At 66.3% G+C, this 23961-nt stretch carries 13 protein-coding genes; 5 read left to right on the forward strand and 8 right to left on the reverse strand.

Annotated elements, in window-relative coordinates; translation table 11 throughout:
* Positions 1–16: 16 nt before the first annotated feature.
* From KUV65_RS18190 to KUV65_RS06450, 3 genes are all read right to left on the reverse strand, one after another.
* Entirely contained in the window at positions 17–994 is a 978-nt protein-coding gene (locus KUV65_RS18190; protein WP_222188642.1) for a glycosyl transferase family 90, read from the reverse strand.
* 110 nt (positions 995–1104) lie between these two features.
* Complete coding sequence (locus KUV65_RS06445; protein ID WP_222188643.1) at positions 1105–2751, reverse strand: CRTAC1 family protein; 1647 nt, start codon at positions 2749–2751, stop codon at positions 1105–1107.
* A 342-nt stretch (positions 2752–3093) separates the two neighbouring features.
* Positions 3094–4086, reverse strand: a complete 993-nt coding sequence (locus tag KUV65_RS06450; RefSeq protein WP_222188644.1) for a hypothetical protein — start codon at positions 4084–4086, stop codon at positions 3094–3096.
* 132 nt (positions 4087–4218) lie between these two features.
* On the opposite strand from KUV65_RS06450, the gene KUV65_RS06455 reads away from it, so the two are divergent.
* The 5 genes from KUV65_RS06455 (at position 4219) to KUV65_RS06475 (ending at position 10483) form a co-directional block, all read left to right on the forward strand.
* On the forward strand, positions 4219–6081 hold the full coding sequence (locus KUV65_RS06455; protein WP_222188645.1) for a glycosyltransferase: 1863 nt from the start codon (positions 4219–4221) through the stop codon (positions 6079–6081).
* A 4-nt stretch (positions 6082–6085) separates the two neighbouring features.
* The gene (locus KUV65_RS06460) at positions 6086–8380 is read left to right on the forward strand and encodes a glycosyltransferase family 2 protein (protein ID WP_222188646.1); all 2295 of its coding nucleotides are present in this window, start codon (positions 6086–6088) and stop codon (positions 8378–8380) included.
* A gap of 83 nt (positions 8381–8463) precedes the next feature.
* Complete coding sequence (locus tag KUV65_RS06465; RefSeq protein ID WP_222188647.1) at positions 8464–8760, forward strand: hypothetical protein; 297 nt, start codon at positions 8464–8466, stop codon at positions 8758–8760.
* 26 nt (positions 8761–8786) lie between these two features.
* A complete protein-coding gene (locus KUV65_RS06470) occupies positions 8787–9488 on the forward strand; it encodes a hypothetical protein (RefSeq protein WP_222188649.1) in 702 nt (233 codons plus the stop codon).
* Between the two features lie 74 nt (positions 9489–9562).
* A complete protein-coding gene (locus tag KUV65_RS06475) occupies positions 9563–10483 on the forward strand; it encodes a hypothetical protein (protein WP_222188651.1) in 921 nt (306 codons plus the stop codon).
* Here KUV65_RS06475 and KUV65_RS06480 read toward each other — a convergent pair.
* From KUV65_RS06480 to KUV65_RS06500, 5 genes are all read right to left on the reverse strand, one after another.
* Positions 10480–15045 (reverse strand): non-ribosomal peptide synthetase, encoded by a 4566-nt coding sequence (locus KUV65_RS06480; protein WP_222188653.1) that lies wholly within the window; start codon positions 15043–15045, stop codon positions 10480–10482. The two genes, KUV65_RS06475 and KUV65_RS06480, sit on opposite strands and share 4 nt — an antisense overlap.
* On the reverse strand, positions 15042–16874 hold the full coding sequence (locus KUV65_RS06485) for a non-ribosomal peptide synthetase (protein ID WP_222188655.1): 1833 nt from the start codon (positions 16872–16874) through the stop codon (positions 15042–15044). The genes KUV65_RS06480 and KUV65_RS06485 overlap by 4 nt, the downstream gene beginning before the upstream one ends.
* A 203-nt stretch (positions 16875–17077) precedes the next feature.
* A complete protein-coding gene (locus tag KUV65_RS06490; protein ID WP_222188656.1) occupies positions 17078–17953 on the reverse strand; it encodes a transglutaminase family protein in 876 nt (291 codons plus the stop codon).
* An 8-nt stretch (positions 17954–17961) separates the two neighbouring features.
* A complete protein-coding gene (locus KUV65_RS06495; RefSeq protein ID WP_222188657.1) occupies positions 17962–20364 on the reverse strand; it encodes a circularly permuted type 2 ATP-grasp protein in 2403 nt (800 codons plus the stop codon).
* Positions 20361–23705, reverse strand: coding sequence for a transglutaminase family protein (locus KUV65_RS06500; RefSeq protein WP_222188658.1), 3345 nt, complete (start codon positions 23703–23705; stop codon positions 20361–20363). Before KUV65_RS06500 ends, KUV65_RS06495 begins: the two co-directional genes overlap by 4 nt.
* Positions 23706–23961 lie beyond the last annotated feature (256 nt).

Raw genomic sequence — 23961 nt, forward strand, 5'->3', positions numbered from 1 at the left:
ATTGCGGCGCCCAGTGTCACTGCCAGTGCATGCGGAACAGCTCTGCAGCCACCTCGGCCTCGGAATCGAAGGTGATCGTTCTGGCCAGCGCCTGCCCTTCCTCGGCAATGGCCCGGGCCTCGGTCGGGTTGCTGCGCACCCAGTCGATCTTTTCTTCCAGATCGGACATGTCCGCGGCGACCGGCACGAAATGGCGGCCGGGTTCGAGGCGGTGCGAGAACCACTGCCTGAAGCCGAACGGACTGGCCACTTTCAGCACGCAACAGCCCATCTTCATCCGCTCCAGCATGTTGTCCCACGAGTTCGTGTTGCCATCGACATCCAGCGCGTATTTCCGTCCGGCCCATTGCGTGCGCACGATCCTCTCTCCGAGCAGACCGGCCGCCTTGAGTTGCGAGCGGAACCGAAGCCCCGGGGTGTCGACGAACCGGAAATCCACGCCGGCGATGTCGCGGCACTTCATGGCCATCCGCAGGCGCTGCACGACACCGGGGTTGTCGACATGCGCCGGATCGACCGAGAGCAGCCCCAACCCGTTGGACTGGCCGCGCCAGATAATCTCGTCGCGGCGCTCATCCCAACTTGGGGCCGCCTGCCCGACCAGATGGGCCGCGTGATACCCGGCGGCGTTGAAGAAATAGTAATCGGGAACCGGCACGATGCCCGAAAAACAGGTGCAGTACGAAAAGCGCGCAAAGCCCGGGTCTTCGCCGTCGGACAGGTCGCAGACCGCGTGCCGCACCTCCCTGCCGGCCAGGGAAAACCAGTAAACATGGGCGCCGCCGCGCTCGTAAATCCGTTCGGTGTATCCCTCGACCTTGTCGGGCCGCGCGGCCACCACGATGGTATCGCCATCCCAGTGCAGATGCATTTCCTGCCAGCACGGGATGGTGGGGTCGGATACCGCGCGCAACCGAAGCGGGGCAAAGCCCAGCGATCGGATCCGCTCCGACATGCGTTCTTCGATCAATGACAGTTTCTGCGCGGTGTCCACCGAATGTCCCTCTCGCCCGCCACGACCGTCAAAGGATGCAAGCCACCTGTCAATGACGGACCACTCCAATCCCGGTCGCATGACAATGCGCGCCCTCCCATACCCGACGCCTAGTCCGGCGCCATGTCGGGGTGGCGTAGCGTAACGATCCGGCCCGCCTCGACGGTGTCGCGCGTCAGCGCGCCATCGGGCCAGGAGACTTCGACAACGGCCGTGTCATGCGCGCCCAGCCCGACATGCAACCGCACGTGATCCTGTGCCGCCCAATGGCTGCCGCCCGTCTGGCCAAGGGCCTGAACCCGCCCGCCCGCAGAGACCCATACCCGCGCGCCCAGACCGTCGAGCGACCATGGATCGCGCAGATCGATCTGCACCCAGTTTCCCCTTGGTGCGGCGCCCATCAACAGCGTGTAGCTTGTATCCGTCGTCCTGCCCCCGTCCCCGATCACAAGGTCGAGCGCCCCGTCGAGGTTCAGGTCCCCAACGGCGATCGCGATGGGCTCGCCCATCCCGCCATGGGGCAAGCTGTGGGCCTCGAACCGGTCTGTCCCGTCATTCTCCCAGAAGATCAGGCGCCAGCCCCCCTCCCCGTCCGAAACCAGCGTCATGGCGTCGGCATCCATGTCATTGTCGAAATCGCCCTGCGTCACCGCGTGGGAGGCCGCCTCGGGCGGCACCCCGTGAAACGGATGCCAATCGCCCTCCTCCATGCCGCAACACCGCAGAACCGTGTCGAACCAGGGGGCGAACCGCCGGTTCCTGTTGGTCAGCCAGATGCTGTCGGGTGCCCCCGACGCCGAGCGCAGCGCGACCCCGTCCGTGGACCATCCGTTGAGCAAGTCCTCGCCCGTGGTCACGAAAACCCCGTCTTCCGTGCCTCGGAACAGCACGGTATGCGGCGGCTCGGTGCTTTGGGCAAAGACGAGGTCCAAGACATCATCCGCATCGAAAAAGCCCGGGATCACCTGCCGGTACTGGGCGAGATTGGCCACCATCCCGTTCGGCGACCCGACGCGAAAGCGCCCGGGCTCAGGCGCCCAGGTGCCGTCCTCCTGCGCGACGTAAAGTGTGGTCGAGAACAACCAATCCGACCGCGGCCGCGCGCCGAAGATCAGCCCCAGACGCCCTCCCAGGTTCACGGGTGTCACGACATAGGCGCTGCCCAGATCATGGGCCAAACCGAAACGGTCCACGGCGTTTTCATCGACGAACCCTTCGGGCGCATTCAGGAACACGCGATTGGCGGATTGCGCCCGTTGATCCCACGTCGCCCTGCCGAACTCTCCGCCCTGCGCTTCGACCAGATCGCGGTCGCCGTCTCCATCGAGGTCGACAAGAACAGCGCCATGCTGGTCCCAGGCATTGAGAACCTGCCAGTCGGTCGGCCCGTCGGGCGCGCCCGGGTCGTACACGACCTGCGCATCCGGGAAAGCCGCCGCGCCCGACACCCAGCGGTGATGATGGTTGAGGTAGACGTCCGGCTCCGGCCCGCCGCCCATGTCTCCGATCACGATGCCAAAGGCCTCGGCGGTGAAAGGCCGCCGCACGCCCTCTCGGTCCGGCAGATGCAGGCGCTCCGATTGATCGAGGAAGACCACGAGCGCGGCCCCGACCTCGGCCAAGCCAGGCGCGGCCAAGGCCAGATGGAGAGCCAGCCCTTTGGCCAGCACGCCCCAGGCACGGCTTGGACACGGCCCCTGCGGTCTGGCCCCGCGCCCGGCAATGGGCCAAGCCCGACCACGCATCACGTCCCTCATCCCAGCAACAACTCTCGATACCCAAGGGCAATAAGTGCAGGCTTTTGACCCGGTGACAAACCCAAGCGACCGCGCAGGAAGAAAAAAACGGGCGCGCGCACGATCTGCCCCCCAGCTTTAATTCGATGTCTACCTTTTGCGGGTAAGTCTGGGACTCACGGGAGCGTTCCGCCAAGGCCGCCCCCGCATTTCCCACAGAGAGCCGACATCATCCCGCCCCGCCTTTTCGCGTGGGGCATCGCAGCCTGTCGCGCCCTCGGCCAAACGACAGGTTTTCGACGCATGACCATGATCCATGCCACATCTGCCGAAAGGGACCGCGCGCTCCTGCCCGCCGGGATGTCAGACCGGCGCGACGTCGAACTCCGGCAGAACCGCCGCGGAGGATCGCGTGCGCCAGAGATCGACCTTGCCCAGATCGTCGAAGGTCAGGTCGTCACAAGCATCGCCGAACACCTCCCGAAGATGCGGGCGGAGAAGATCGACCACTCCCGCCCGGTTCGACGCCAACCGTTCGAGGACCGAGGCGCGCACCGCGCCTGTTGGAAAACCGCGGTCGACAAGGTCGCGAACCGCGTCGGCCACCGCGTCCGGATCGGGCGGAACCACGCGGCTATAGGCCGGGTCCATCATCTCGACACGTCCCCCGCCGGATTCGACCGTCACCACGGGAAGATCCAGCAATTGATACTCGATGCTGGCGCGCATCGGCCCCTCCCGCTTGGACAGGCACAGCCCGACCCGCGCCCCCTGCACGGCACGGGCGTACTCCGCCCCCTGCAGCAGCAAGAAGGCGCCGTCGCCAATCTCGTGATTGTAGAACTCCGCAGCGGGCAGCAGGGTGCGCACCCGGGCAAGCGCGGCAGCGGTCGGCCTCCAATACAGCAACCGCAGGCTTGGGATCGCACGGGCAAGCTCGTGCCGCTTGTAGCCTTCAAGCCCGGCGACATAGACGGCATCCACGGTCTTCTCGACCCCGCCCGCCCGATCGAACTGGCTCTCGTCGACGAAGTTGAGCGAACTGAAATGAATCGCCGGAAGGCCAGCACGCTGGCACAGGCCCAGCTCATCCATCGTGTTGGCCAGGACAAGGAACCGCCCCGCGGGCCACGCCTGCCTATAGGCGCTGATCTCATCGGCCAGCGCCTCGGCCTCCTGGACGGTGGCGATGCCCCAGGCCAGCGCCAGGAGATGCAAGGCCGGACGCGCGCGCATCGCCTCCGGCAGCAACGGGGCAATCCCCAGGGTACAGCCGTGAAACAGGCTCCGCTTGGACAGCGTGACCAACGGATCAAGCGACACCACGCCTCCGAAATATTGATCCGCTCCAGTCATCCGTGCCCCGTTCGCCCGTCGCGTCCCCGCCCCCCGAGGGTGCGTTCAATCCTGTATCACGTGCCGGCCGCAAAGAAATTGCGCTTTCCGGCCCGCTTTCCTATCACACGCTGGTCGGTATGAGGAGCCGAGATGGACAAGGAACACCTCCTGCGGGCGGCGGAAGCTCTCGATGCCGAAGACGCCGAGACTGCGTGGAGTACACTCTCTGATCTGCGCGGCCTGTCCGCGACCGCGGCGGAACGGCGCCTGACGTTGAGCCTGTGGAAACGCGCCGTCCAGTTAAGCTTGGCGAAAGAGCGTTTGTCGTCGCCCGATGCCCTCGCGATCCTGCGCTTTCTGGGCGAGTTGGACCGCATTGTCGCAAGCGGCAATCATTGGCGTCTCTACGATGACCTGACCGCGGTGGACTCGGCGATCGACGCCAATGCCCTTGCATCGATCCTTGTCACTGCGTTGGGCGACGTGCTGCCCGACATGCCGCTGGAATTGCGCCAGGAAATTCTCATCCGCTGCTTCATGGCCGGGCAGTCGGACACGCTGACCGAGCTTTGGGGCCTGTATTTCCGAACTGCACCGGATTTCGTGCCGGATTTCTGGCTGTTCCAGGCCTTCTTCCGGTCGCTGCACGAAACCGGGGACGATGCGCCCGGGGCCCGGATTCTCGAGCTCTGCCGTGACGCGGAACGCGACGATCTGCTGCCGCTTCTGGAAATCTACCGCGCCTTGCTGCACCAGCGCGACCTGACGGATGCCTTCACCAAGGCGCGCGACCTGACCAATCCGATGCAGCGGCGCATGATGGTGCTGTGGCTGCGCGGCGCGTCCCACAAGCACGACCTCATCGCCGAAGCGGTGCGGCTGCATGCCGAGCTCAGTGGCCCGGATGACGTCGACGAACGCGCCTATATGCAGGCCCGCCAGAAAGCGTCCGAAGGCGCCTGGGACGAGGTTCGCTCCATCACCGCGACCCTGCCCGCCGATGTCGATTTCCGAGGCGAGGCCCTCTGCCTCGAAGCGCTGGCCGAGGCTCATTGCGGGAATTTCGACGCCGCCCATTCTGCGCTGCGCCACGTCCGGGCGCGCCGGGATGTGCCTTGGTTTCTTGCCGGTCGCGCGGCCCTTGTCGGCTGCGTCGTGTCGCGCATGGAGCGCGGCGCGCTGCCGCCCGAGCTTGCCAGCCCCCCGACCCTGTCGGTTGTCGCGGGGCGTCCCTTGGCGCAGTCGCTCTGGATCGGCCCGCGGCTCAGGTGGATCGAGGAGATGTCGATCCGCTCCTACCTGCGCAACGGATGGCGCTACCAGCTTTTCGTCTATGACCTGCCCGAGAACGTGCCCGACGGGGTCGAGGTGATGGATGCAACAGCCATCCTGCCGCGCAATACCGTGTTCCGCGAGGGCGCGGGCAGCGGCATGCACCGGGGATCGCTGGGCGCGTTTTCCGATCTTTTCCGCTACGCGCTCCTGTCGCGGCGGGGCGGGCTCTGGACCGATACCGACGTCATCAACCTCGACCGGTTCGAGCCTGACGGCGCCCGCTTCATCGCCAGCGAGTGGACCGATGCGGGCATTGTCGGGCCAAACGGCGCGCTTATGGCCGCGCCGGCGGGATGCGCGTTTCAGTCCGCCGCGCTCGAACGCGCCCGGATGCTGCATGCCCGGCCGGACATGCATTTCGCAAGAATCGGGCCAGAGCTCCTGGCCGAGATGATGTGGCTCGGGGATGCACAAGACTACGACCTTTTGCCGCCCGACTACCTGAACCCGATCGGCTGGATGGAAACCGGCCGCCTGCTGGGCCCGTTCGAGGAAACGGCCGCGGCCCTGTCGCGGACGCAGGCGCGATGCCTTCATGTCTATACCGAAACCTGGCGGCTGATCGGCCTCGGCCTCGACGCGGAACCGGCAGAGGACGGCAGCTTCCTGGCAACCCTGAACGAGCGGCTGAAGGACGCCCCCGCCGACCGTTCCGTCCGCGACCTGCTGGAGGCATGAGCCCATGATCATCGCCCATGACGACATGATGCGCCGCGCCGGAATCGAGGGGCCGGTGGCCTCGCTCGAGGCTTTCCTGCAAGGCACCCGCGCGCCGATCGGGGCGATTGCCGCCTCGGGCGCCGACCCCGTGCACCTGATCGACGCAGAAACGGACGCGGCCACCCTTCGCATGGCCTTGCGCCGGGCCGGTGCCGTCGAAGACCGGTACTGGCAGATCCGCATTGCCGAGCGTCTCCTGTCCCTGGAGGAGAATGCACGTGTGTCCGCGGACCTGATCGGCTGGCTGATCGAGGCGGGCGAAACCGGGCGCGCCCGCGTCGTGCACGACGCGGTGGCGGGCGGTCGCGGGCCGGGCGCGGACCGCACGCTCGACCTGCTGCTGGCCGAGGGAGATTTCGACGCGGCCCTGAGCTGTGACGATGCGGGCGGTCGGGAGGCACGGATCGGTCGGGCGGCCCTTGCCGCGGGCCGCTGGGACCTCGCCGCCGAGATGATCGGGGCGGCGGAACGGGACCACCCCGACAGTGCGGATGTCGCCAGCCTTGTGATCCGCCAGATCGCCTTGCGCGATGGCCCCGACGCCGCGATTGCCGCCCTTGCGGACGGCCAGACAGGTCTGGCCCGGCACAGCGCGGCCGCCCGCGTGCTGCGCTACCGTCTGCAGATGGATTGCGGGCGACACCTCGAAACATTCGAGGAGTTGCAGGCAAAGCTCGAACAACAGCGCGATGCCTGGGGCTTCTACTGGCTGGCCGAGGAAGCGGCGGCTCAGTGTGACAGCCTGCTGGAGTTCGGCGCATTGCTTGACGGCACGCTGGCGCTTTACCCGCTTCAGCGGCAGATGATCCGGCAGAAGGCCGGGCTGGCCGCCACGCTCGGTGATTTCGAGACCACCGAGGCCCTTCTGCCGACGATCCGCCTGTTCTCGGAATGGGCGTGGCACGAAACACGGGTCACAACCGCCTGTCAGAACGCCGCGAGCAACGTTGTCGAGGACGTGCTTTCGGAAGCGGCGGCGGTTTCCGTGCCAAGGGAGCGCGTGAACCTCACCGTCGCCCACTATTACTATTACTACAATGGCACCCCCGAGGGCCTTGAACGCGCGGGTGATCTTGCCGCACCGCTGGCAAGAAGCCTGTCCGACGATCCGCAGTTCCAATGCCTCAGGCTGCGACTGGCTCTCGCGCGTGGCGAACGGGACGCGGCGGAACAGGACTATGATGCGCTTCCCGGTGGCCTTGCGCGGACCGCGGCACTGGCCCCCTTCGCGGCGCGGTTTGCCGCCGATGCCGGCGAACACGCGCGCGCCGCCGAGATCTGGCGGGACCACCTGACCTGCAGCCGCGCCATGGCGCTGAACGCAAGATCCGCCCATCCCGAAACCGTGCATCTGCAATGGCATCCGGGGCAGCGTGATGTCCTGCTGTTCATGACGGTGTTCAACGGGATCGAGTTTCTCGACTGGTTCTTCGACCATTACCGGCGGCTTGGCGTCGACCATTTCTTCGTCGTCGACAACGGGTCGACCGACGGGTCATTCGAGTGGCTGGCCGCGCAGGGGGATGTGTCGCTGTTCCGGCAGACCGGCAGTTTCCGCCAATCCGCATGCGGGCTGACATGGGTCAATCACCTGATCCGTCGTTTCGGGGTCGGCCATTGGTGCTTCTACGTCGACGTGGACGAGGCCTTTGTCTTTCCGGGCATGGAAATCGGACGCACCCTGGCCGACCTGCTCTCCTATGCCGATGCGCAGGGGTGGCGGAGCATTCCCGCCATGATGCTCGACATCTACCCCGAGGACCTGAGCGCCGGAGCCGGGGAAAACCCGTTCGAGCGCAGCAGATACATCGACCGCGACTACCTGTCCTTCGCCAACGAAGTGCCGCCCTATCACTTCGTGCAAGGCGGTATCCGGGCGCGTCTGTCGGGGCGCAGCCTGATGATGACCAAGGCGCCTCTGGTCCGCCCCGACCGCGATTTCTGCTTTCTCGCCAACAACCACCAACACAGTCACGTGCCGGTGGCCGACCTGTCTGGCGCGCTTCTTCATTACAAGTTCATCGGGGACCTTCTGGCGCGCGTGGACGAAGCCATCGAACGTGACGAGCACTTCATGGGCGCCCGTTTCTACAAGGCCTTGCAGTCCCCGCTGCGCGCCTCACGGGGCAAGGATGTTCTTCTGAGCGAGCACACGGTCGCCTACGAAGGCCCGGCGCAACTTGTCGAAATGGGCCTGATGTCGGCCCCCGAAGATTCGTGCCTGTTGCCTATCGGGCCCACATCGCGTTCTAGATGAATTTGCAGAGAAACCGGACTGGCCCACATCGCGCGGCCACGGTATGTTTGACCCAACGTCATTCCGAGTCACGGAGATAACCCATGAACTTTTTTGGACGTGTCGCCCGTTTGGCGCTTTCCATCCTTCCCATTGCGTCCGCTGCCTCCGCTGGCCAGCCGACGATGCCGAGCGACTGGGAAATCGCGCAGCGCACCGACAGCGTGGCAGCCTATTCGCGCTTCATCCTCGATAACCCCGACAGCCCCTATGTCGAAGAGGCCCAAAGCCGGATCGAGGCGCTCGGCCAGCTGGAAGCGTCCATCACCGCACGCGTTGCCCCCGTTGTCGATGCCGGTCTCCAGTCGGCAGGCAGCGGCGCTCGCCTGATGAACATCTGAGCCAACGCGTAGGCAGGAGAGCAGACATGAACATTCGGACGTCCACCGCCGCCGCATTGACGGCTGCCACCCTCGCAGCCGCGGCCGGCGCGCCGGCTCTGGCGCAACAAAGCGAATTCATCGCCATCGGCAACGTCGCCGAGAACGACTCGAGCTTCGGGATGCTCAGCTTCCGCCACGGGCTTGGCATGAGCCTTTACGACGGGATCGTCCTGCGGTTCGACGCAGCGCGCAGCGCCTACGAGGCCGGCGCTTCGGACGGAACGCTCGACAACTTCCGCCTCCTCGTCGGTTACGCGATGCCGCTCGATGCGACCTCGCGCCTGACCTTCTTTGGTGGTCTGTCCTATCGCGAACGGTCCTACTCGCCCTCCGCGCCGTTCCTCGACGAGGTGGATGAAGCAGGGGTGTTCCTGTCGGTGGAATACAACATCGACCAGACGAACGGGAACGAAGGCTTCGCCCTGGCCGAGTACGACTCGGTCGAGGACACGTTCTACACCAGCGCGTTCTACCTGTTCGGCCTGAACAACGACATTCGCGTGGGTCCGACCTTCAACTATCTCGACGAAGGCGACTATTCCCGTCACGCCGCCGGTGTGCGGGCCGCGTTCGACATCGGTGACTCCAGCGAGATCAGTGTCACCGGCGCATGGGCCGAAGGTGACACGGGCGCTGCAACGATCGACTCCTCCTATGTCGAAGTGCAGTTCCGCCTGACCTTCTGACGCAAAATAAGGCAGCCGCCCCCATCGGGGCGGCTCCTTCACCTGCCGGCACCCAAAGGATCGGGGCACGTTTCATGGTCTTCGGGTTCTTGCGCGCTCTGTTGGGGGATCGCACCCCAGAGTCTGGCGAAATCGAGCCGTCTCAAGACGACGCGACGCTGGAAATCCTGCCACAACCCTTGGACAAGCCTGACCCGCTGCTGGATGGCGGTTACGAGGTCCTGCGCCGATCCGCGCTGATCTACTCGAACTTCCGTTCCGGTACGCACATGTTGCGCTCGTCGCTGCTTCAGCTGACGGACCTTCAGACGGGCGGCGAGCTGTTCGCGCGGGCCAACCGGGAACCGGGCTCTTTCTCGGACTACGCCGCGCAACCCGATACCGAGGCCGCCGAGCTGCTGCTGGACCCGGAACGCCATCTCCCGCATTTCCTTGCGCATCACTTGTCGACGCTTGCCCCGTCGCAGCCGGTGGTCTTCGATATCAAATACTCGCAGGCCGCTCGGCTGGGGGTGGACGACCTTACGCAGGCGCCGACCATTCTGAAGTTTTTCACCGCCCTGCATGTGCCTGTTCTTCATGTCATCCGCCGCGATGTCGTGGCTCAGGCCGTGTCGCATCTGCTTGCCGAAAAGCGCGACCAGTTCTTTGCCGACGCGGCCCTGTCCAATGGCCAGGGCAAGTCGGCCTCCCCGGTCTGGCTGAACCCGACCGAGGTCTGCGACCTTGCGCAAGCGCGCAGCGAAGAACAGCGCCGCGCACAAGCGCATCTTGCGGCCGTTTCGGCCGATGTCTGCACGCTCTACTACGAGGATTTGGCCGGGCCGAATTTCGTGCCCGAGCTGCGACGGATCTTCCAGTTTCTCGACCGCTATGCGCGGGTCGCGCCCGGCTACCGGGCACCGACGCGCCCGCAGAACAGCCGCCTCGATGTCGCGAACCTCAACGAGATTTACGACATGGCCATGGAACGCATGCCGGGTCTGCTCCGCTAGCCGCCCGTATCGGCCTTTTCCTCGGCAGCCTGAGCGCGGGCTTCCCATTGCGACCTTGTATGTTGGATCGCGGGGTCATCCTTGAAATATTCGAGGGCTCCGTCGATCACGCGCAGGGCGAACTGGTGGTCCTCCGGAGCCAGTATGCGGTTCAGCGCGGCGCGGACATGCCCGATATTGACCGTGCTGCGACTGAGCGCGTCAAGCAGAAGGACGTGGCACTGCCCTATCTGGCCGGTGCTCTTGGCAATCGCCGCGCGCGCCATCAGCGCCGGGATCGGAGTGACGGCCTGGCGTTCAATCTCGGTCGCGATGGCGTTGGCCTTCGACACTTCCCTGGTATTGAGCAGGCTCAAAACCAATTCAAAGCCGCCAAGGACGTCTTTCCCGGATTTCCGCATGGCCCGGCGCCAAGCGATGCGCGCCAAGCGGCGGTATCCGGCCGCCTGGCAGTATTTGCCGATAATACTCCAATGCAACGCCGTGTAGTCGTCGCGGAGCATCCCGCGCATCACGTCACGCGGAAATATCGTGCGATCCCCGGCCTTGGCATGGGTCGAGAGGCGGGCGGCATACAGCCATTCCGAACTGGCGCCGTAGCGGCGGGCCAGATCGTCGTAGATCCGGGCTGCCTCGGCATTCCGGCCCTCGAGGCTGAGGTCGCGGGCCGTATATGCGCGGTCGAGGTCATCGGCCGAAAACCGGGTCTCGATCGGTCTTCCGGATCGGGTGTCGCCCGCAAGAATTTCGTCAACCATGCACGCCAGTTTCCTGGCGTGCACCCCGTGAATGACCGCCAGATGCGACGTCGCGATCTCATGAACATTCAGGCCGCCCTCGGCCAAGAGGGCGTATTCCTCGGCCCCGTTGTTTGGCGGGCCCGGGAAGGTTTCAGGACAAAAGATGTAGTCGATCCCAACAGGGGTCAGGCGCAATCGATGCCCCCAGCGCAGGCGGTTGAGCCGCGCCTGAACGGGAAACGGGGCATCGTGATCGAACCGCGGCAGCTCTGGCGCGAGGTTCGAGTTGGGATCGATCAGTATCGTGTGTCCAAGCTCACCGCCCTTTGCCTGCAACGCCCCGGACAGGACGAAGGCAAGGAACCCGGCGAATGAATACCCGACGAGGTGCAGTTCGCGTTGGCCGAACTCGGCCAGAAGCTCTTCGGCCATGGCGTCGGCGAGGGACTGGAGGCTGTCATGGTTCGCGACCAGAGGATCGTCTTCCGCCAGGTTCAGGCCGAATACGGGGCGCCCGTCCCGGGGCAGGTTCTCGACCATCTCTCGCGCCCAAAGACACGCCCCGCGCAATCCCGCAACCGCGATGAGGGGCGTCTTGGTGGCATCGCCGTCCCGCAAGGTGACAAGGAACCGCCGCCGCGGCCCGGTCTTGGAACTGGCGGCCATGGCGTGCAGCCGATTGAGCGTCGCCTCGGCAAAGAACCGGTCGATATCGAGGCGACGGTCGAACGCCTCCTCGGCGGCGAGGAGGAGTTGCATGGCCGACAGCGAGTTGCCGCCGGCGAGAAAGAAATCTGTATCTGGCCCGGCCGGCGGCGTCCCGAGGATGGACGACCATGCAGCCACCAGCCGCTCATCGACCTGGGACAGGGCCGCGGTTTCGGCGTCGGTGTCGGCGACCTTGCGGCGGTCAGACAAGACGGCACGCAGGGCAGCCCGGTCGACTTTGCCGTTCGGTGTCAACGGCAATTCGTCGAACACATGGAACTCGGTGGGCAGATGGCTGCGCGGGAGTGTCCGGGCGAGCTGGGCTCTGAGCGACGGGATGTCCACGGTCGCATCGGGCACGATGGCCGCCGCAATCCCTGTGACGCGGGTTTTGTCGTCCGACCAAAGCGGCAGGACCGCAGCCGTCGCGACGCCACCGCACTTCTGCACGGCATCTTCGACCTCGGCAGGTTCGATGCGATGGCCGTTGAACTTGATCTGGCTATCGATGCGGCCGTGGAAATGGAGGCATCCATCGCTGTCCCGGCTGACCCGGTCGCCGGTCTTGTAGAGGCGCACCTCGCCCGGCCCCGGCAGGCCAAGCCGCTTGGCCGGGAAGGTCCGGAAACGGTCTGCCGTCAGGTCTGGCTGGCCGATGTATTCACGGGCAAGCCCCGGGCCGCCGATCCACAATTCGCCAGCGAAACCATGCGCAAGGACATGGCCGATCGGGTCCAGAACAAAGGCCATGTTGTTGGGCAATGGCCGCCCAAGCGGAACTGGGCCGGTTTCGCCCGGCGCGATGGGGTGGATCGTCGTCAGTGCGCTGTTCTCCGTCGGGCCGTAGACGTTGAACAAGGTGGTGTCGGGGTGGTTGCGAAAGAACCGGCCGGTGTGTTCGCGGCTTGTCGCTTCGCCACCGGTGGCGACCCAGCGCAGCGTCCGGAACACCTTGGGTCGCGTGTCGACCAGCAGGTTGAACAGGCCGGTTGTCAGGAAGGCCTTGGTGACCTCGTAGTCTTCGAGGAGGTCACCGATTGCCCGCGCATCCCCCAAGGGACCCTCTGGCGAGACCAGTTCCGCCCCGTTCAGCAGCGCGCCCCAGATCTCGATGAAGGTGGCATCGAACCCCGGCGATGCGAGTTGCGGGACGCGGTCGCCGGGTCCGGGCGGCTCGGGGGTCAGCCCTGCCGCAAGGCGGGCAATGCCGCGATGCGGGATGGCCACGCCCTTGGGGCGCCCGGTCGACCCCGAAGTGAACACGATCACGGCTGTGCGGTCTGGATCTCCGGTTGCGGGGGTGGGCAACGGCGCCTGGCTCATCACATCCGTTGGTATGGCGGGTGGCAAACGCTCGATTTTCGCGTCAGAGGACAGGTCTGCGCCATCGACGCCGGTCGAGATGACCGTCGCACAACCTGCAATGGCGATCATGTCCCGCAAGCGCGCAGCCGGAAGGGACGGATCGAGCGGCACCACGACGTGACCGGCAAGCATCGCGCCCAGCAACGCCCGAACGTGGTCTGCACCACGATCGGCCATCAAACCGATGGGCGTACCCGGTTCCAGCCCCTGCCCGCGCACCCAGTCGCACACGGCCAGCGCCTGGGCCGCAAGCTCTCGATAGCTCCACCGCAGACGAGGCGTTCGCAACGCTGGGGCCTCCGGCGTGCGGCGGACCTGTTGAAGAAAGAGCGCGCCGATATCTGCCCCGTCAGGATAAGCGGCTGGGGCCGTTGCATGGCGCGCAAACTGCACCAGATCCCCCTGCCGCGGCACGAGCGGAAGGGTTGTCGGGCGGATACCCGCGGGATCGTCGGCACAGGCGACCTGCAACAGCATGGCCCGATACGCGGCAAGCGCGCTTTCGAGCGTGGCGCGGGTGAAGAGAAGCCTCTGACCCCTCAGGCGGAATCGCAGCCCTCCATCCGCGCGAAAGATGGCCAGGTGCAATCCAACCGGCAGGGGTTTCGCATCCGGCTCGACCCGGTCGACGCGGCAATCTGCGAAGACCGGTTCAGCCGTTTCATCCCCGTAATAGATCACCGACGCACTGCTTGGGCCCATCGGCGCCACCGGGGCCGCCCCGAGCGGGAGTCGAGACAGGGTCCGGCTCACGTCCCCGGCGAGGCGCGCCACAGTCGGCCCCTCTTCGAGCGACGCGCTCAGTTGGACATTCTCGACGCACATGCCGACCACGGCCTCGGCGGCGGCGTCGGTCCGTGTCGTGCGCGATACCGAAACCGCCACCTCGGGTTGGTCGCAGATCCGGCTGACCAAGACCTGGAACAAAGCGGCGGACAGGCCGAAGACCGTCGCATTGCAGGCCAGCGCGGCACGCTGCACGAGATCGCTGTCACCCGGGTCGAACACGGTCTCGGCATGATGCGCCATTGAACCCTGCGGCTCGGCAGCCCCTTCGCCCTGCGTGGGCCAGGCAGGATCTGCGACCGGTTGAGCCGGGGATGGATCCATCTTGCGGCGTGCCCCCCCGGACAGAAAACTGCGGTAACTCGCTGGCGTCGGGAGTGAAGGGCGATCGGACGAGCCGCCGGCCTCAAGCGCATAAAGGCGCGAAAGATCCTCGGCCAGGATGCTGAATGTGCTGTGATCCGCCATGATGTGATGGGTAAGGCAGACCAGCACGTGATCGTCCGGGCCGCAGAGCAGCAGGTGAAAGGCGTGAAGCGGGCCCTCGGCGAGGTCGAACCGCCGCTGCGACAGCGCGGCAAGGCGACGTTGCACCCAGGCCTCCGGATCCGTTTCGGCACGGGGGCATAGCTCGGCCTCCATCCCGGCCCATCGCGGCGCTGCACTGAAATCGGGCATGGCCTGACCATCGCGCACCGAGATCCGCAACCGGAACGCGTCGTGACGCTCCAGGAGCCGCCCGATTGCCCGATCGAGCGCCTCCAGATCCAGCGCGCCCCGGATGCGCCACGCGCGGATCTGGTTGAAACGCGCGCCCGCCTTGCCGAAGCGTTCGGCCATCCACATCGCGGTCTGCGCCTGCGTCAGGCGTGCAGCCCGGTCGGTCGGGGCTGACTCCGCCTGCCGTTTCGCGGCAAGCCTTTGCCGCGCGCGCGCCGCCTGCTGCAGCAGGTCCTCGCTCATTCGAGTTGCCCGCTTTCGGTCGGGGCCTCGGCAAAGGCCTCGGCAATGCGGGGGCGCACCGTGTCGCCGCGATGTGCTTCCAACCAGGACGCAAGGCTGGCGACATCGCGTTCGATCGCCAGGATGTCGCCCGGCACAAGGACGCCTAGCTCCTCCTCGATGCGCAGTTGAAACCGCATGAGCGATAGCGAGTCGCCGCCGGAGAGGAAGAAATCGTCATGTCGGCCATGACCCTCGCGGATCAGGATCTCCTCGATCATCAGGACCAGCAGCGCCTCGAGCGCCGTTTGCGGCGCGGCATAGACCGGGGTGAACTTGTCCTGCAAGCGGGCGGCCGCCTCGATCCGGGCCGGTTTGCCAATGCGATTGAGCGGGATCTCGGACACCGGGAAGACGCTGCGCGGAACCGCCTCGGCCGGGAGCCGGTCAGCCACCCTCCGAAGGATCGCATCGGGATCGAAGGCATCGGCATCCACGGGCACGACCGCGGCCAGCACATCCTGCCCAAGGGAGGGATGCGGCGCGCCGAAGACGATCGCGGCGGCGACGTTGTCGTCCTGCAAAAGCGCAGCCTCGACCATGACCGGGGACGCCATGGCGCCACCGCGATTGATCAATTCCTTGAGGCGGGCATGGATGCGCACGTGCCCGCGCTCGTCCAGTTCCGCAAGGTCGCCCGAGCGAAGCCACCCTTCGTGAAACGCCTCGGCCCGATCGCCGGGATAATCCGCGTATCGCGTGATGACGTTCGGACCGCGCAGCAGAAGCTCGCCCTTTTCCGAGGGCGCCGTCGTGACCTCGCCTGCCTCCGTCAGGATCGCGACCTCGGTGCCTTGCGCAGGACCGATGGTGCCGTGGATCGGCACCTCTCCAAACGGTTGGTGCGCGACCCAACTGGACGCCTCCGTCATACCCATCCCTTCGAGCAACGGGCAGCCGAGATGATTCTGAAGCAGGTCGCGGGTGACGCCATCCATTGCCGAGGAAGAAGACCGCGCAAACCGGAGCGACACATCCCGCGCAAGACCCGCATCCCGTTCAAGCGCCTGCGCGACGCTGTGATGGATGGTCGGCACCGCGGTGTACCAGTTGGCACGAGTTACCGCGCAGGCGGATAGAACCTGCGCCCCATCCCCGTTGGCCAGAGGCACGGTCGCCCCCCCTGAAAATACCGGCGTGAGGGTGCCGATGCACAGGCCATGCACGTGGAACAGCGGCATCGGGTTCACGCAGACCTCACCGGGCGACAGGGCGAGGGTTCGGGCCGCCGATTGCGCGCCGCTGGCCAGGTTGGCCTGGGTCAGTTCCACGACCTTGGGGCGGCCGGTCGTGCCGGATGTCTCGATCACGAGGGCCGGAGCGGCATCGTCCACCGGCTCAAGCGCTGCCTGCCCGCCACTGGACTGAGCCTCCGGCTCGAGATGGAACTCCGCAAAACGCGTGGCCGGAGAGAGCCGGAGCACCGGAACATCCACCGGCGGCAGATCGAGACCGGAAGGGACAACAAGGGCCTTGACCGATAGCCGCTGCATAAGGTCCGGCAATTGGCGCCCGGTCGAGGGATCGACGGGCACCACCGGGACATGGGCGAGGAGGCCGAGAAAGGCCGAAACGGTAAGCGGCCCCCGCTCTGCCCAGAGTGCAACGCGGTCGCGGCCCCGAACCCCGGCTTGCGCGAGGGCGGATCCGACGCTGGCCAGAAGGTCCGACAGGGCCGCGTAGGACAACCCATCGCGCCCATCCGCCGACAGGATCACGGGCGCAGACGGCGCGGTTCGGGCAAATGCCTCGATCCGTTGGCCGATGAGAGGCGGTCTGACGTCTGGCACGGGGCGATGCCTTTCATGGAACACGGATGCCGAGAAGTGGTAACACTCCGGCAAGTTTGGGCGCAATCGCGGGGTTTTGACGAAGCCCGCGGTTTCATCCGCTTCCTCTTCGATCGAGATAGCCACGCGGCTTGTCTCGCACGCTCGAAACCGCAACACACACTCCGACCCGCGAGCAAAAGCCCGGTCCCGGGCCTCCTCGGTCAGACCGGTTTCACGTCGACACTGTGATGGCTGGTCTGGTCGCCCGAGGTCCGCAACACGCCCTTGACCGGCGCCACGTCGGCGTAGTCGCGGCCATGGGCGACGGTGATGTGGTCGGCGCCGACGATACAGGCATTGGTGGGGTCGACCTCGATCCAGCCGGCCTCGGACCCGCACCAGGCCGAAACCCAGGCATGCATGGCATCCGCGCCCTCCAAGCGGGGCTGCCCCGGCGGCGGAATGGTGCGCAGGAAGCCCGAGACATAGCCCGCGGGAATACCCAGGGATCTGAGCGCGGTGATCGTTATGTGCGAGAAATCCTGGCAGACGCCGTGGCGATTGGCGAAGGCCTCCTGCGCGGGTGTATCGACATCGGTGGCCTCCGGATCGAAGCGCATTTCCGCATGCACGGCGTTCGAGATCGCCTCGACCGTTTGCCGCACGGTCGAGCCCGGCGCGCGAAGCGACGCGGCAAAGTCGGCAATGGCGGGATCCTGCAGGATCCGGGGCGAGGCCCCGAGGAAATGATGCGGCGCGGCGGGATCGAGGCTGCGATAGGCCGCGATGTCCGCGGCGAGGTCGCTCAGCCGTGGCGAGAGGTCCAGGCTGCCCGCCGGCGCGAGACGCTCGGCCGAGGCACTGAGCGTGAATTCGATCTGGTCGATCGGCTGGTGAAAGGCGAGGACGCTCATCGCATTGCCGAAGAAATCCGTCGTGTCGCGCCGCTCGTTCGGCATCGGATCGACGGTCAGCAGGCGCGAGCTGACGGTCTGGCGCCCCGGAAGGTCGGACGGCAGCAGATGCACCAGGGTGCGCGCATGATCCGACAGGGCGCCGTAATTGTAACCGATCGACAGGCTGATTTCGTATCGCATGGCGCCCCTCAGACCAGGTAGGCCGCTGACAGCGCCGCCGAGGCCTCGGCCAGTGACGCGCGCACGTGGTGCAGACAATCCAGGGTCACGGTGTCGGGATGGGCCACGACAAGCTCCGTTTCAAGCCGGAGCAGGACGCCCAGCACGTCCGACACGCGCCCCTCGACCTTCGCGTCGGGCAGGTCTTCGGCAATCTTTCGCATCGCGCTGACCTGAAACAGGATCGAGCGCGGGTTGTGAACGTCCAGCGTCAGAAGGTCGGCCACGGTATCCCGCGTCGGATCGATGCGGTAGCGGCGCTGGTGAGAAATCCGGCTGTCGCCGTATTCGAGCGCCATGTCGAGCAGGCCCGAGGACGGATCCTCGCCCGGGATGGCCGCCGCCAGAACGGCGGCAGCGGCATCCGCGCGTTCGATCGCGCGCCCGAAGGTCAGGAAGCGCCAGCCCGAGGTGCGATGCATGTTTTCATGCACCAGGCCGTTGAACCCGGTGATCTTGCGCAGCAGGACGCCAAGCGCGCGGGCGGACTCGTCGCCGGGCTGGAGCGCGCCAGACATCGCCTCAAGGCTGTTGACGAGATCGGTCAGCGCCGCCCAGCCATCGACGGAGAAGCGGTCGCGGACCTTGCCGGCACAGACCCGCGCGGCCCCGAGGGCGGGCGCGATGGCGGCATGCGCCGGCTGGGTCACGTCGATGAAGAGCGCACCGAGGAGGTTCCCGACCTCAACGAGGCTGGCATCCGCCGGATCGCCGGTTTCCGCCAGCCGCAGGTGGTAGCCGCGCAAAAGCCGGATCGCGCCCTCGGTCCGCTCGACATAGCGGCCCAGCCAGTAAAGGTTATCAGCCGCGCGGCTGGGCAAGGCCCCCGTGTCCTCGCGCCGGAAACTCTCGCGGTCGAACAGGGTCTCGGCCGCCGCCGGTGCGTCGCACATCACCCAGACATCGGCCACCGACCCGCCCTGCTGCATGGACAGCGCCGTGGCATCTCCGGTGCGCCCGACGCGGGCATAGCCGCCCGGCAGGAAAACCCAGCCCTGCGGGGTGCGCGCAGCGAAGACGCGAATGCTCATCGGGCGGGGCTGCATCCGGCCTTCGACCCAGCAGGGCGTCGTGGACAGGGTCACCGCCTCCTGCCCGACAAGGTTCGGCGCGTTCTCGTCGATCCAGTCGGGCAGCGCGTTGGTTTGCAGATTGCGCGCCTCTCCGGCCAGGGCCGCCGCGCTGCCGATGTCGAAGGGAAGCGCCCGGCTGAGCGCGTCGCCGATGAACATCTTGTCTGCGTTCTGCTTGACGAAATCGCGTTCCGCGGGCTGTCCGCACCACCAGGTCGCGATATTCGGCAGGCGCAGCGGTTCGCCCAGGACGACCTCTGCGATCTTGGGCAGGAAGGCGAGGAGCACCCGGGTTTCGAGGATGCCAGAGCCCAGCGCGTTTACGATATTGACGTTCGACTGCCGCAGGGCATCGACCAGCCCCGGCGTTCCGATCCGCGATGTCTCGTCCAGCTCCAGCGGGTCGGCATAGGCCGCGTCAAGCCGCCGCCAGAGGACCCCGACGGGTTGCGGACCGGACACGGTGTTGACCTGCACCTCGCCGTTCTTGACGATCAGATCCTCGCCTTCGAGGAGCGGCAGGCCGAGATAACGCGCGATATAGGTGTGTTCGAAATAGGTGTCATTGCCGGGACCCGGTGACAGGACGGCAACGCGCCGCCCCGCCACCCCCGGCAGCGCGTCCATGGCGTTGCGGAAGGCGCGGAAGAACCCGGCAAGGCGGCGCACGTTGGTCCGCGAGAACGGGTCGGAGAAGATGCGCGCCGTGGCCATCCGGTTTTCCAGCGCGAAGCCCGCGCCCGACGGCGTCTGTGTCCGGTCGCCCAGCACCAGCCACGAGCCGTCGGGGCTGCGCCCGATCTCGAAGGCGATGTGATGCAGGAAATGCCCCGACGCGGGGGCGATGCCGACAAGGGGACGGTGCCACTCGGGGTTCTGCGCGATCAGGCGTGCGGGCAGATGCCCGTCGCGCACGAGTTGCCCCGGGCCATAGAGATCGGCCACCACCCGTTCCAGCAGCTCGGCGCGTTGCGCAAGGCCCGCGCAGATATCCTCCCATTCGCTGGCGTGCAGGATGACGGGAACGTGGCTTAGCGGCCATTCGCGTTCCTGCAACGGATCGGCGCTGTATTGGCGATAGAAGACGCCCGCATCGCGCAGGTACTGGTCGCCGCGAGCGAAGCGTTCGGTCACCTGGTCTGGCGTAAGCTGCGAGAGCTGCCGGATGAAGCCCGCCCAGACCGGGCGCATATTGCCATTGGCGTCGAACAGCTCGTCCGCGACCCCCGGCGCGACGTGGTAGTCGGCCAGAAACGAAGGGAGCCCCTCGGGCCCCGGCTGTTGTGCCCCGCCACTCATGCGAGGCCCGGTGCGCGGCGCAGATCGAGTGTCATCGGGAACTCCGGATGCGGCAGGTCCATCGCGGGGGTGTAAGCGCCCGTGCTGTGGCCATGCGCCTCGAACCGGGCAAGGCGGCGCGCCTCCGCCTCGTTGCCGTTGACGGGGAAGGTCTCGTAATTCCGCCCGCCGGGATGCGCCACGTGGTAGACGCAGCCGCCGATCGGTCGCCCGGTCCATGTATCGTAGATATCGAAGGTCAGCGGCGCGTTGACCGGAAGCACGGGGTGCAGCGCCTCGGCCGGTTGCCACGCCTTGAAGCGGACCGCGCCGACGCTGGTGCCGGATGTGCCGCTGTCGGCCATCGGGACGGGGCGGCGGTTGCACATGATGCGGTACCGGTCCTTTGCGGCGGTCGTCATCTTGACCTGCAAGCGCTCGACCGAGCTGTCGGTGTAGCGCACCGTGCCCCCGATGGCCCCGGTTTCACCAAGCACGTGCCATGGCTCCAGCGCCTGCCGCAGTTCGAGATGAACGCCCTCGGCCTCGACCTCACCGCAGAAGGGGAACCGGAACTCGGCCTGCGCCTCGTACCAGACGGGATCGAGATCGAAGCCGTGGTCGCGCAGGTCGCGCAAGACCGTCAGAAAGTCCTCCCACAGGAAATGGGGCAGCATGTAGCGATCATGCAGCACGGTGCCCCACCGCACGGGCCGCCCCTCGACCGGGTCGGCCCAGGCCCGAGCGATGATCGCCCGCAAAAGCAGTTGCTGGGCAAGGTTCATGCGCGGATGGGGCGGCATCTCGAAGCCTCGGAACTCCACCAGGCCCAGGCGCCCGGTCGGGCCGTCCGGCGAATAGAGCTTGTCGATACAGATCTCGGCGCGGTGCGTATTGCCGGTGACATCCGTCAGCATGTTGCGCAGAAGCCGATCCACCAGCCAGGGCGGCGGGGCGGCCCCCTCCCCCGGTTTGGGGATCTGCGACAGCGCGATTTCCAGCTCGTAAAGCGTGTCGTGCCGCGCCTCGTCGATGCGGGGTGCCTGGCTGGTCGGGCCGATGAAAAGGCCCGAGAACAGGTAGCTGAGCGACGGGTGCCGCTGCCACAGCAGGATCAGCGATTTCAGAACATCGGGGCGGCGCAGGAACGGGCTGTCATTGGTCGTCGCCCCACCCACGACAACATGGTTGCCGCCGCCCGTGCCGGTGTGACGGCCGTCGATCATGAACTTGTCCGCGCCAAGGCGGCAGAGCCGCGCCTCCTCGTAGATCGCCTCGGTCGTCGCCACGCAATCGTCCCAGCTTTCGGCCGGGTGGATGTTGACCTCGATCACCCCGGGATCGGGCGCGACCCGGATCACGTTGAGGCGCGGATCGTGCGGGGGCGCGTATCCCTCGATATGGACAGGCAGGCCCATTTCCTTGGCCGTCGCCTCGGCTGCGCGCAGGAGATCGAGGTAATCCTCTGCATCCTCGACCGGCGGCATGAAGACACAAAGGCGGCCATCGCGCGGCTCGACCGAGATCGCGGTGCGCACCGCGCCGCCGATGGTCAGCTCCTGCTCGACAAGGTCTTGCACAGGGCCGGCGGGCGCGGGGGCCGACACGGGCTGGCGGTGTCCTGCGCTCGCCTCGGGCAGGGCGTCGCCCGCCTCGGCATGGTAATCGGGCAGCGGGTCGCGCGGGGCCGTCGGGTCGGTGACATAGGTGTAGGGGAACTGCGACGGCGGGACGTAGGGCAAGGTGCCCAGCGGCAAGCGATAGCCCACCGCGCTGTCGCCGGGCACGAGAAAGACCTTGCCACGGCGCAGCTTCCATTTCTCGGACCGCCAGCGATGCCCCGTGGCCCTGGATTGCCAGCGCTGGATCGGCAGGACATGGCCCGCCGCTTCGGTCAGCCCGCGCGCAAAGACCCGCGCGATCCGCGCCCGTTCCTCGGGATCCTTGAGCTTGGAATTCTCCGGCGAGACATTCTCGGGCAGGTTGCCTTCCTTTAGGATCCATTCGGCGGGATCCTCGTAGGCGGGGGTAACGAACTCGGGCTCGACGCCCAGCTTTTCCGCCATGGTCTGAAGGAACTGCGCGGACTGCTCGGCGGTGACGCCGGTATCCTGATCTTCGCGGGCGACGAGGGCATCATCGGCCCAGACCGGTTTGCCATCGCGCCGCCAATACAGCGAAAAGGTCCAGCGTGGCAGGCTTTCGCCGGGATACCATTTGCCCTGCCCGTAATGCAGAAAACCGCCCGGCGCGAACCGGTCGCGCAGCCGACGGATCAGCTTGTCGGCGAGGCCACGCTTCATCGGGCCCACGGCCGCGGTGTTCCATTCGTCGCTTTCGAAATCGTCGATCGACACGAAGGTGGGCTCTCCCCCCATCGTCAGCCGGACATCGTTCGACCTCAGCGCGGCGTCCACCTTGCGCCCGGTCTCGTTCAGCTTGTCCCAGGCCTCGTCCGAGAAGGGCTTGGTGATCCGGGGGTGTTCGGCCACGCGCGAGATCTGCATGTCGAAGGCGAAATCGGTCTCGGCAAAGGTGGCCGTCCCGCTGATCGGGGCTGCGTTCTTGTAATGCGGGGTGGCTGCAAGCGGGATGTGGCTTTCCCCGGTCAGAAGCCCCGAGGTCGGATCGAGGCCGATCCACCCCGCCCCGGGGATATAGACCTCGACCCAGGCGTGCAGGTCGGTGAAATCGTGATCCGTGCCTGACGGGCCATCAAGCGCCTGCACGTCGGGTTTCAGCTGGACCAGGTAGCCCGAGACGAACCGCGCCGCGAAGCCGAGGTGGCGCAGCACCTGCACGAGAAGCCAGCTTGAATCCCGGCAGGACCCTGAGCGTTTTTGCAGTGTTTCTTCCGGGGTCTGAACGCCCGGTTCCAGCCGGATGGTGTAACTGATCTCCTGCGCGACACGGGCATTCAGCTCGACAAGGAAATCCACCGTCCGGGTCTGATCAAAAGCGATCGAACCGATGAACTGCGCCAGAAGCGGCCCCTCGCCTTCGGGTGTCCGGTAGATGACGAGATCATCCTTGAGATCTGCGGGATAATCGAAGGGCCAATGCTCGGCGCTGTCTTCGACGAAGAAGTCGAAGGGGTTGTAGACCGTCATGTCGGCGACAAGATCGACCTCGATCTTGAACTCGCGCACCGGCTCGGGGAAGACGAACCGCGCCATCCAGTTGCCATACGGATCCTGCTGATGGTTCACGAAATGCCCGCCGGGCGACACCTTCAGACTATGGGAAATCACCCGTGTCCGGCTATGTGGCGCGGGCCGCAGCCTGACGATCTGCGGTGAAAGCGTGACCGGCCGGTCATACTGGTAATGGGTGAGGTGGTAGAGGCTGGCGTAGATTGACATGTCACTCGGGGTCCGGGGCGTTTGAGGTCGTTATCGCAGGTTTCTTTTGCCCGTCCCAGCGTGGCCCGACACCAGCGGCCATTTATTTTGGCTTGCAGCACGGCAAGCCCGCGCATTGGGCGATCCGCCCCGACCCTGCCGCGCGGATACGCGCATGCGCGAGGGGGCCAAGGTTCCGCCTGCCGTTTCGTTCCTGTCCCCCGCAGCCAACGCCACCCCGGCACGCGACAGCCAAAGCCGCCTTTGGGGACGGCTC

Origin of the sequence: Maritalea mobilis, assembly GCF_019800885.1 — a bacterium.
Taxonomy (GTDB): domain Bacteria; phylum Pseudomonadota; class Alphaproteobacteria; order Rhodobacterales; family Rhodobacteraceae; genus Roseibacterium; species Roseibacterium beibuensis.

What these genes read in the sequence shown, in the direction of transcription:
- KUV65_RS06445 (WP_222188643.1), bottom strand. Translation starts at nt 2,751, where the DNA reads ATGAGGGACGTGATGCGTGGTCGGGCTTGGCCCATTGCCGGGCGCGGG.
- KUV65_RS06450 (WP_222188644.1), bottom strand. Translation starts at nt 4,086, where the DNA reads ATGACTGGAGCGGATCAATATTTCGGAGGCGTGGTGTCGCTTGATCCG.
- KUV65_RS06455 (WP_222188645.1), top strand. Translation starts at nt 4,219, where the DNA reads ATGGACAAGGAACACCTCCTGCGGGCGGCGGAAGCTCTCGATGCCGAA.
- KUV65_RS06460 (WP_222188646.1), top strand. Translation starts at nt 6,086, where the DNA reads ATGATCATCGCCCATGACGACATGATGCGCCGCGCCGGAATCGAGGGG.
- KUV65_RS06465 (WP_222188647.1), top strand. Translation starts at nt 8,464, where the DNA reads ATGAACTTTTTTGGACGTGTCGCCCGTTTGGCGCTTTCCATCCTTCCC.
- KUV65_RS06470 (WP_222188649.1), top strand. Translation starts at nt 8,787, where the DNA reads ATGAACATTCGGACGTCCACCGCCGCCGCATTGACGGCTGCCACCCTC.
- KUV65_RS06475 (WP_222188651.1), top strand. Translation starts at nt 9,563, where the DNA reads ATGGTCTTCGGGTTCTTGCGCGCTCTGTTGGGGGATCGCACCCCAGAG.
- KUV65_RS06480 (WP_222188653.1), bottom strand. Translation starts at nt 15,045, where the DNA reads ATGAGCGAGGACCTGCTGCAGCAGGCGGCGCGCGCGCGGCAAAGGCTT.
- KUV65_RS06490 (WP_222188656.1), bottom strand. Translation starts at nt 17,953, where the DNA reads ATGCGATACGAAATCAGCCTGTCGATCGGTTACAATTACGGCGCCCTG.
- KUV65_RS06495 (WP_222188657.1), bottom strand. Translation starts at nt 20,364, where the DNA reads ATGAGTGGCGGGGCACAACAGCCGGGGCCCGAGGGGCTCCCTTCGTTT.
- KUV65_RS06500 (WP_222188658.1), bottom strand. Translation starts at nt 23,705, where the DNA reads ATGTCAATCTACGCCAGCCTCTACCACCTCACCCATTACCAGTATGAC.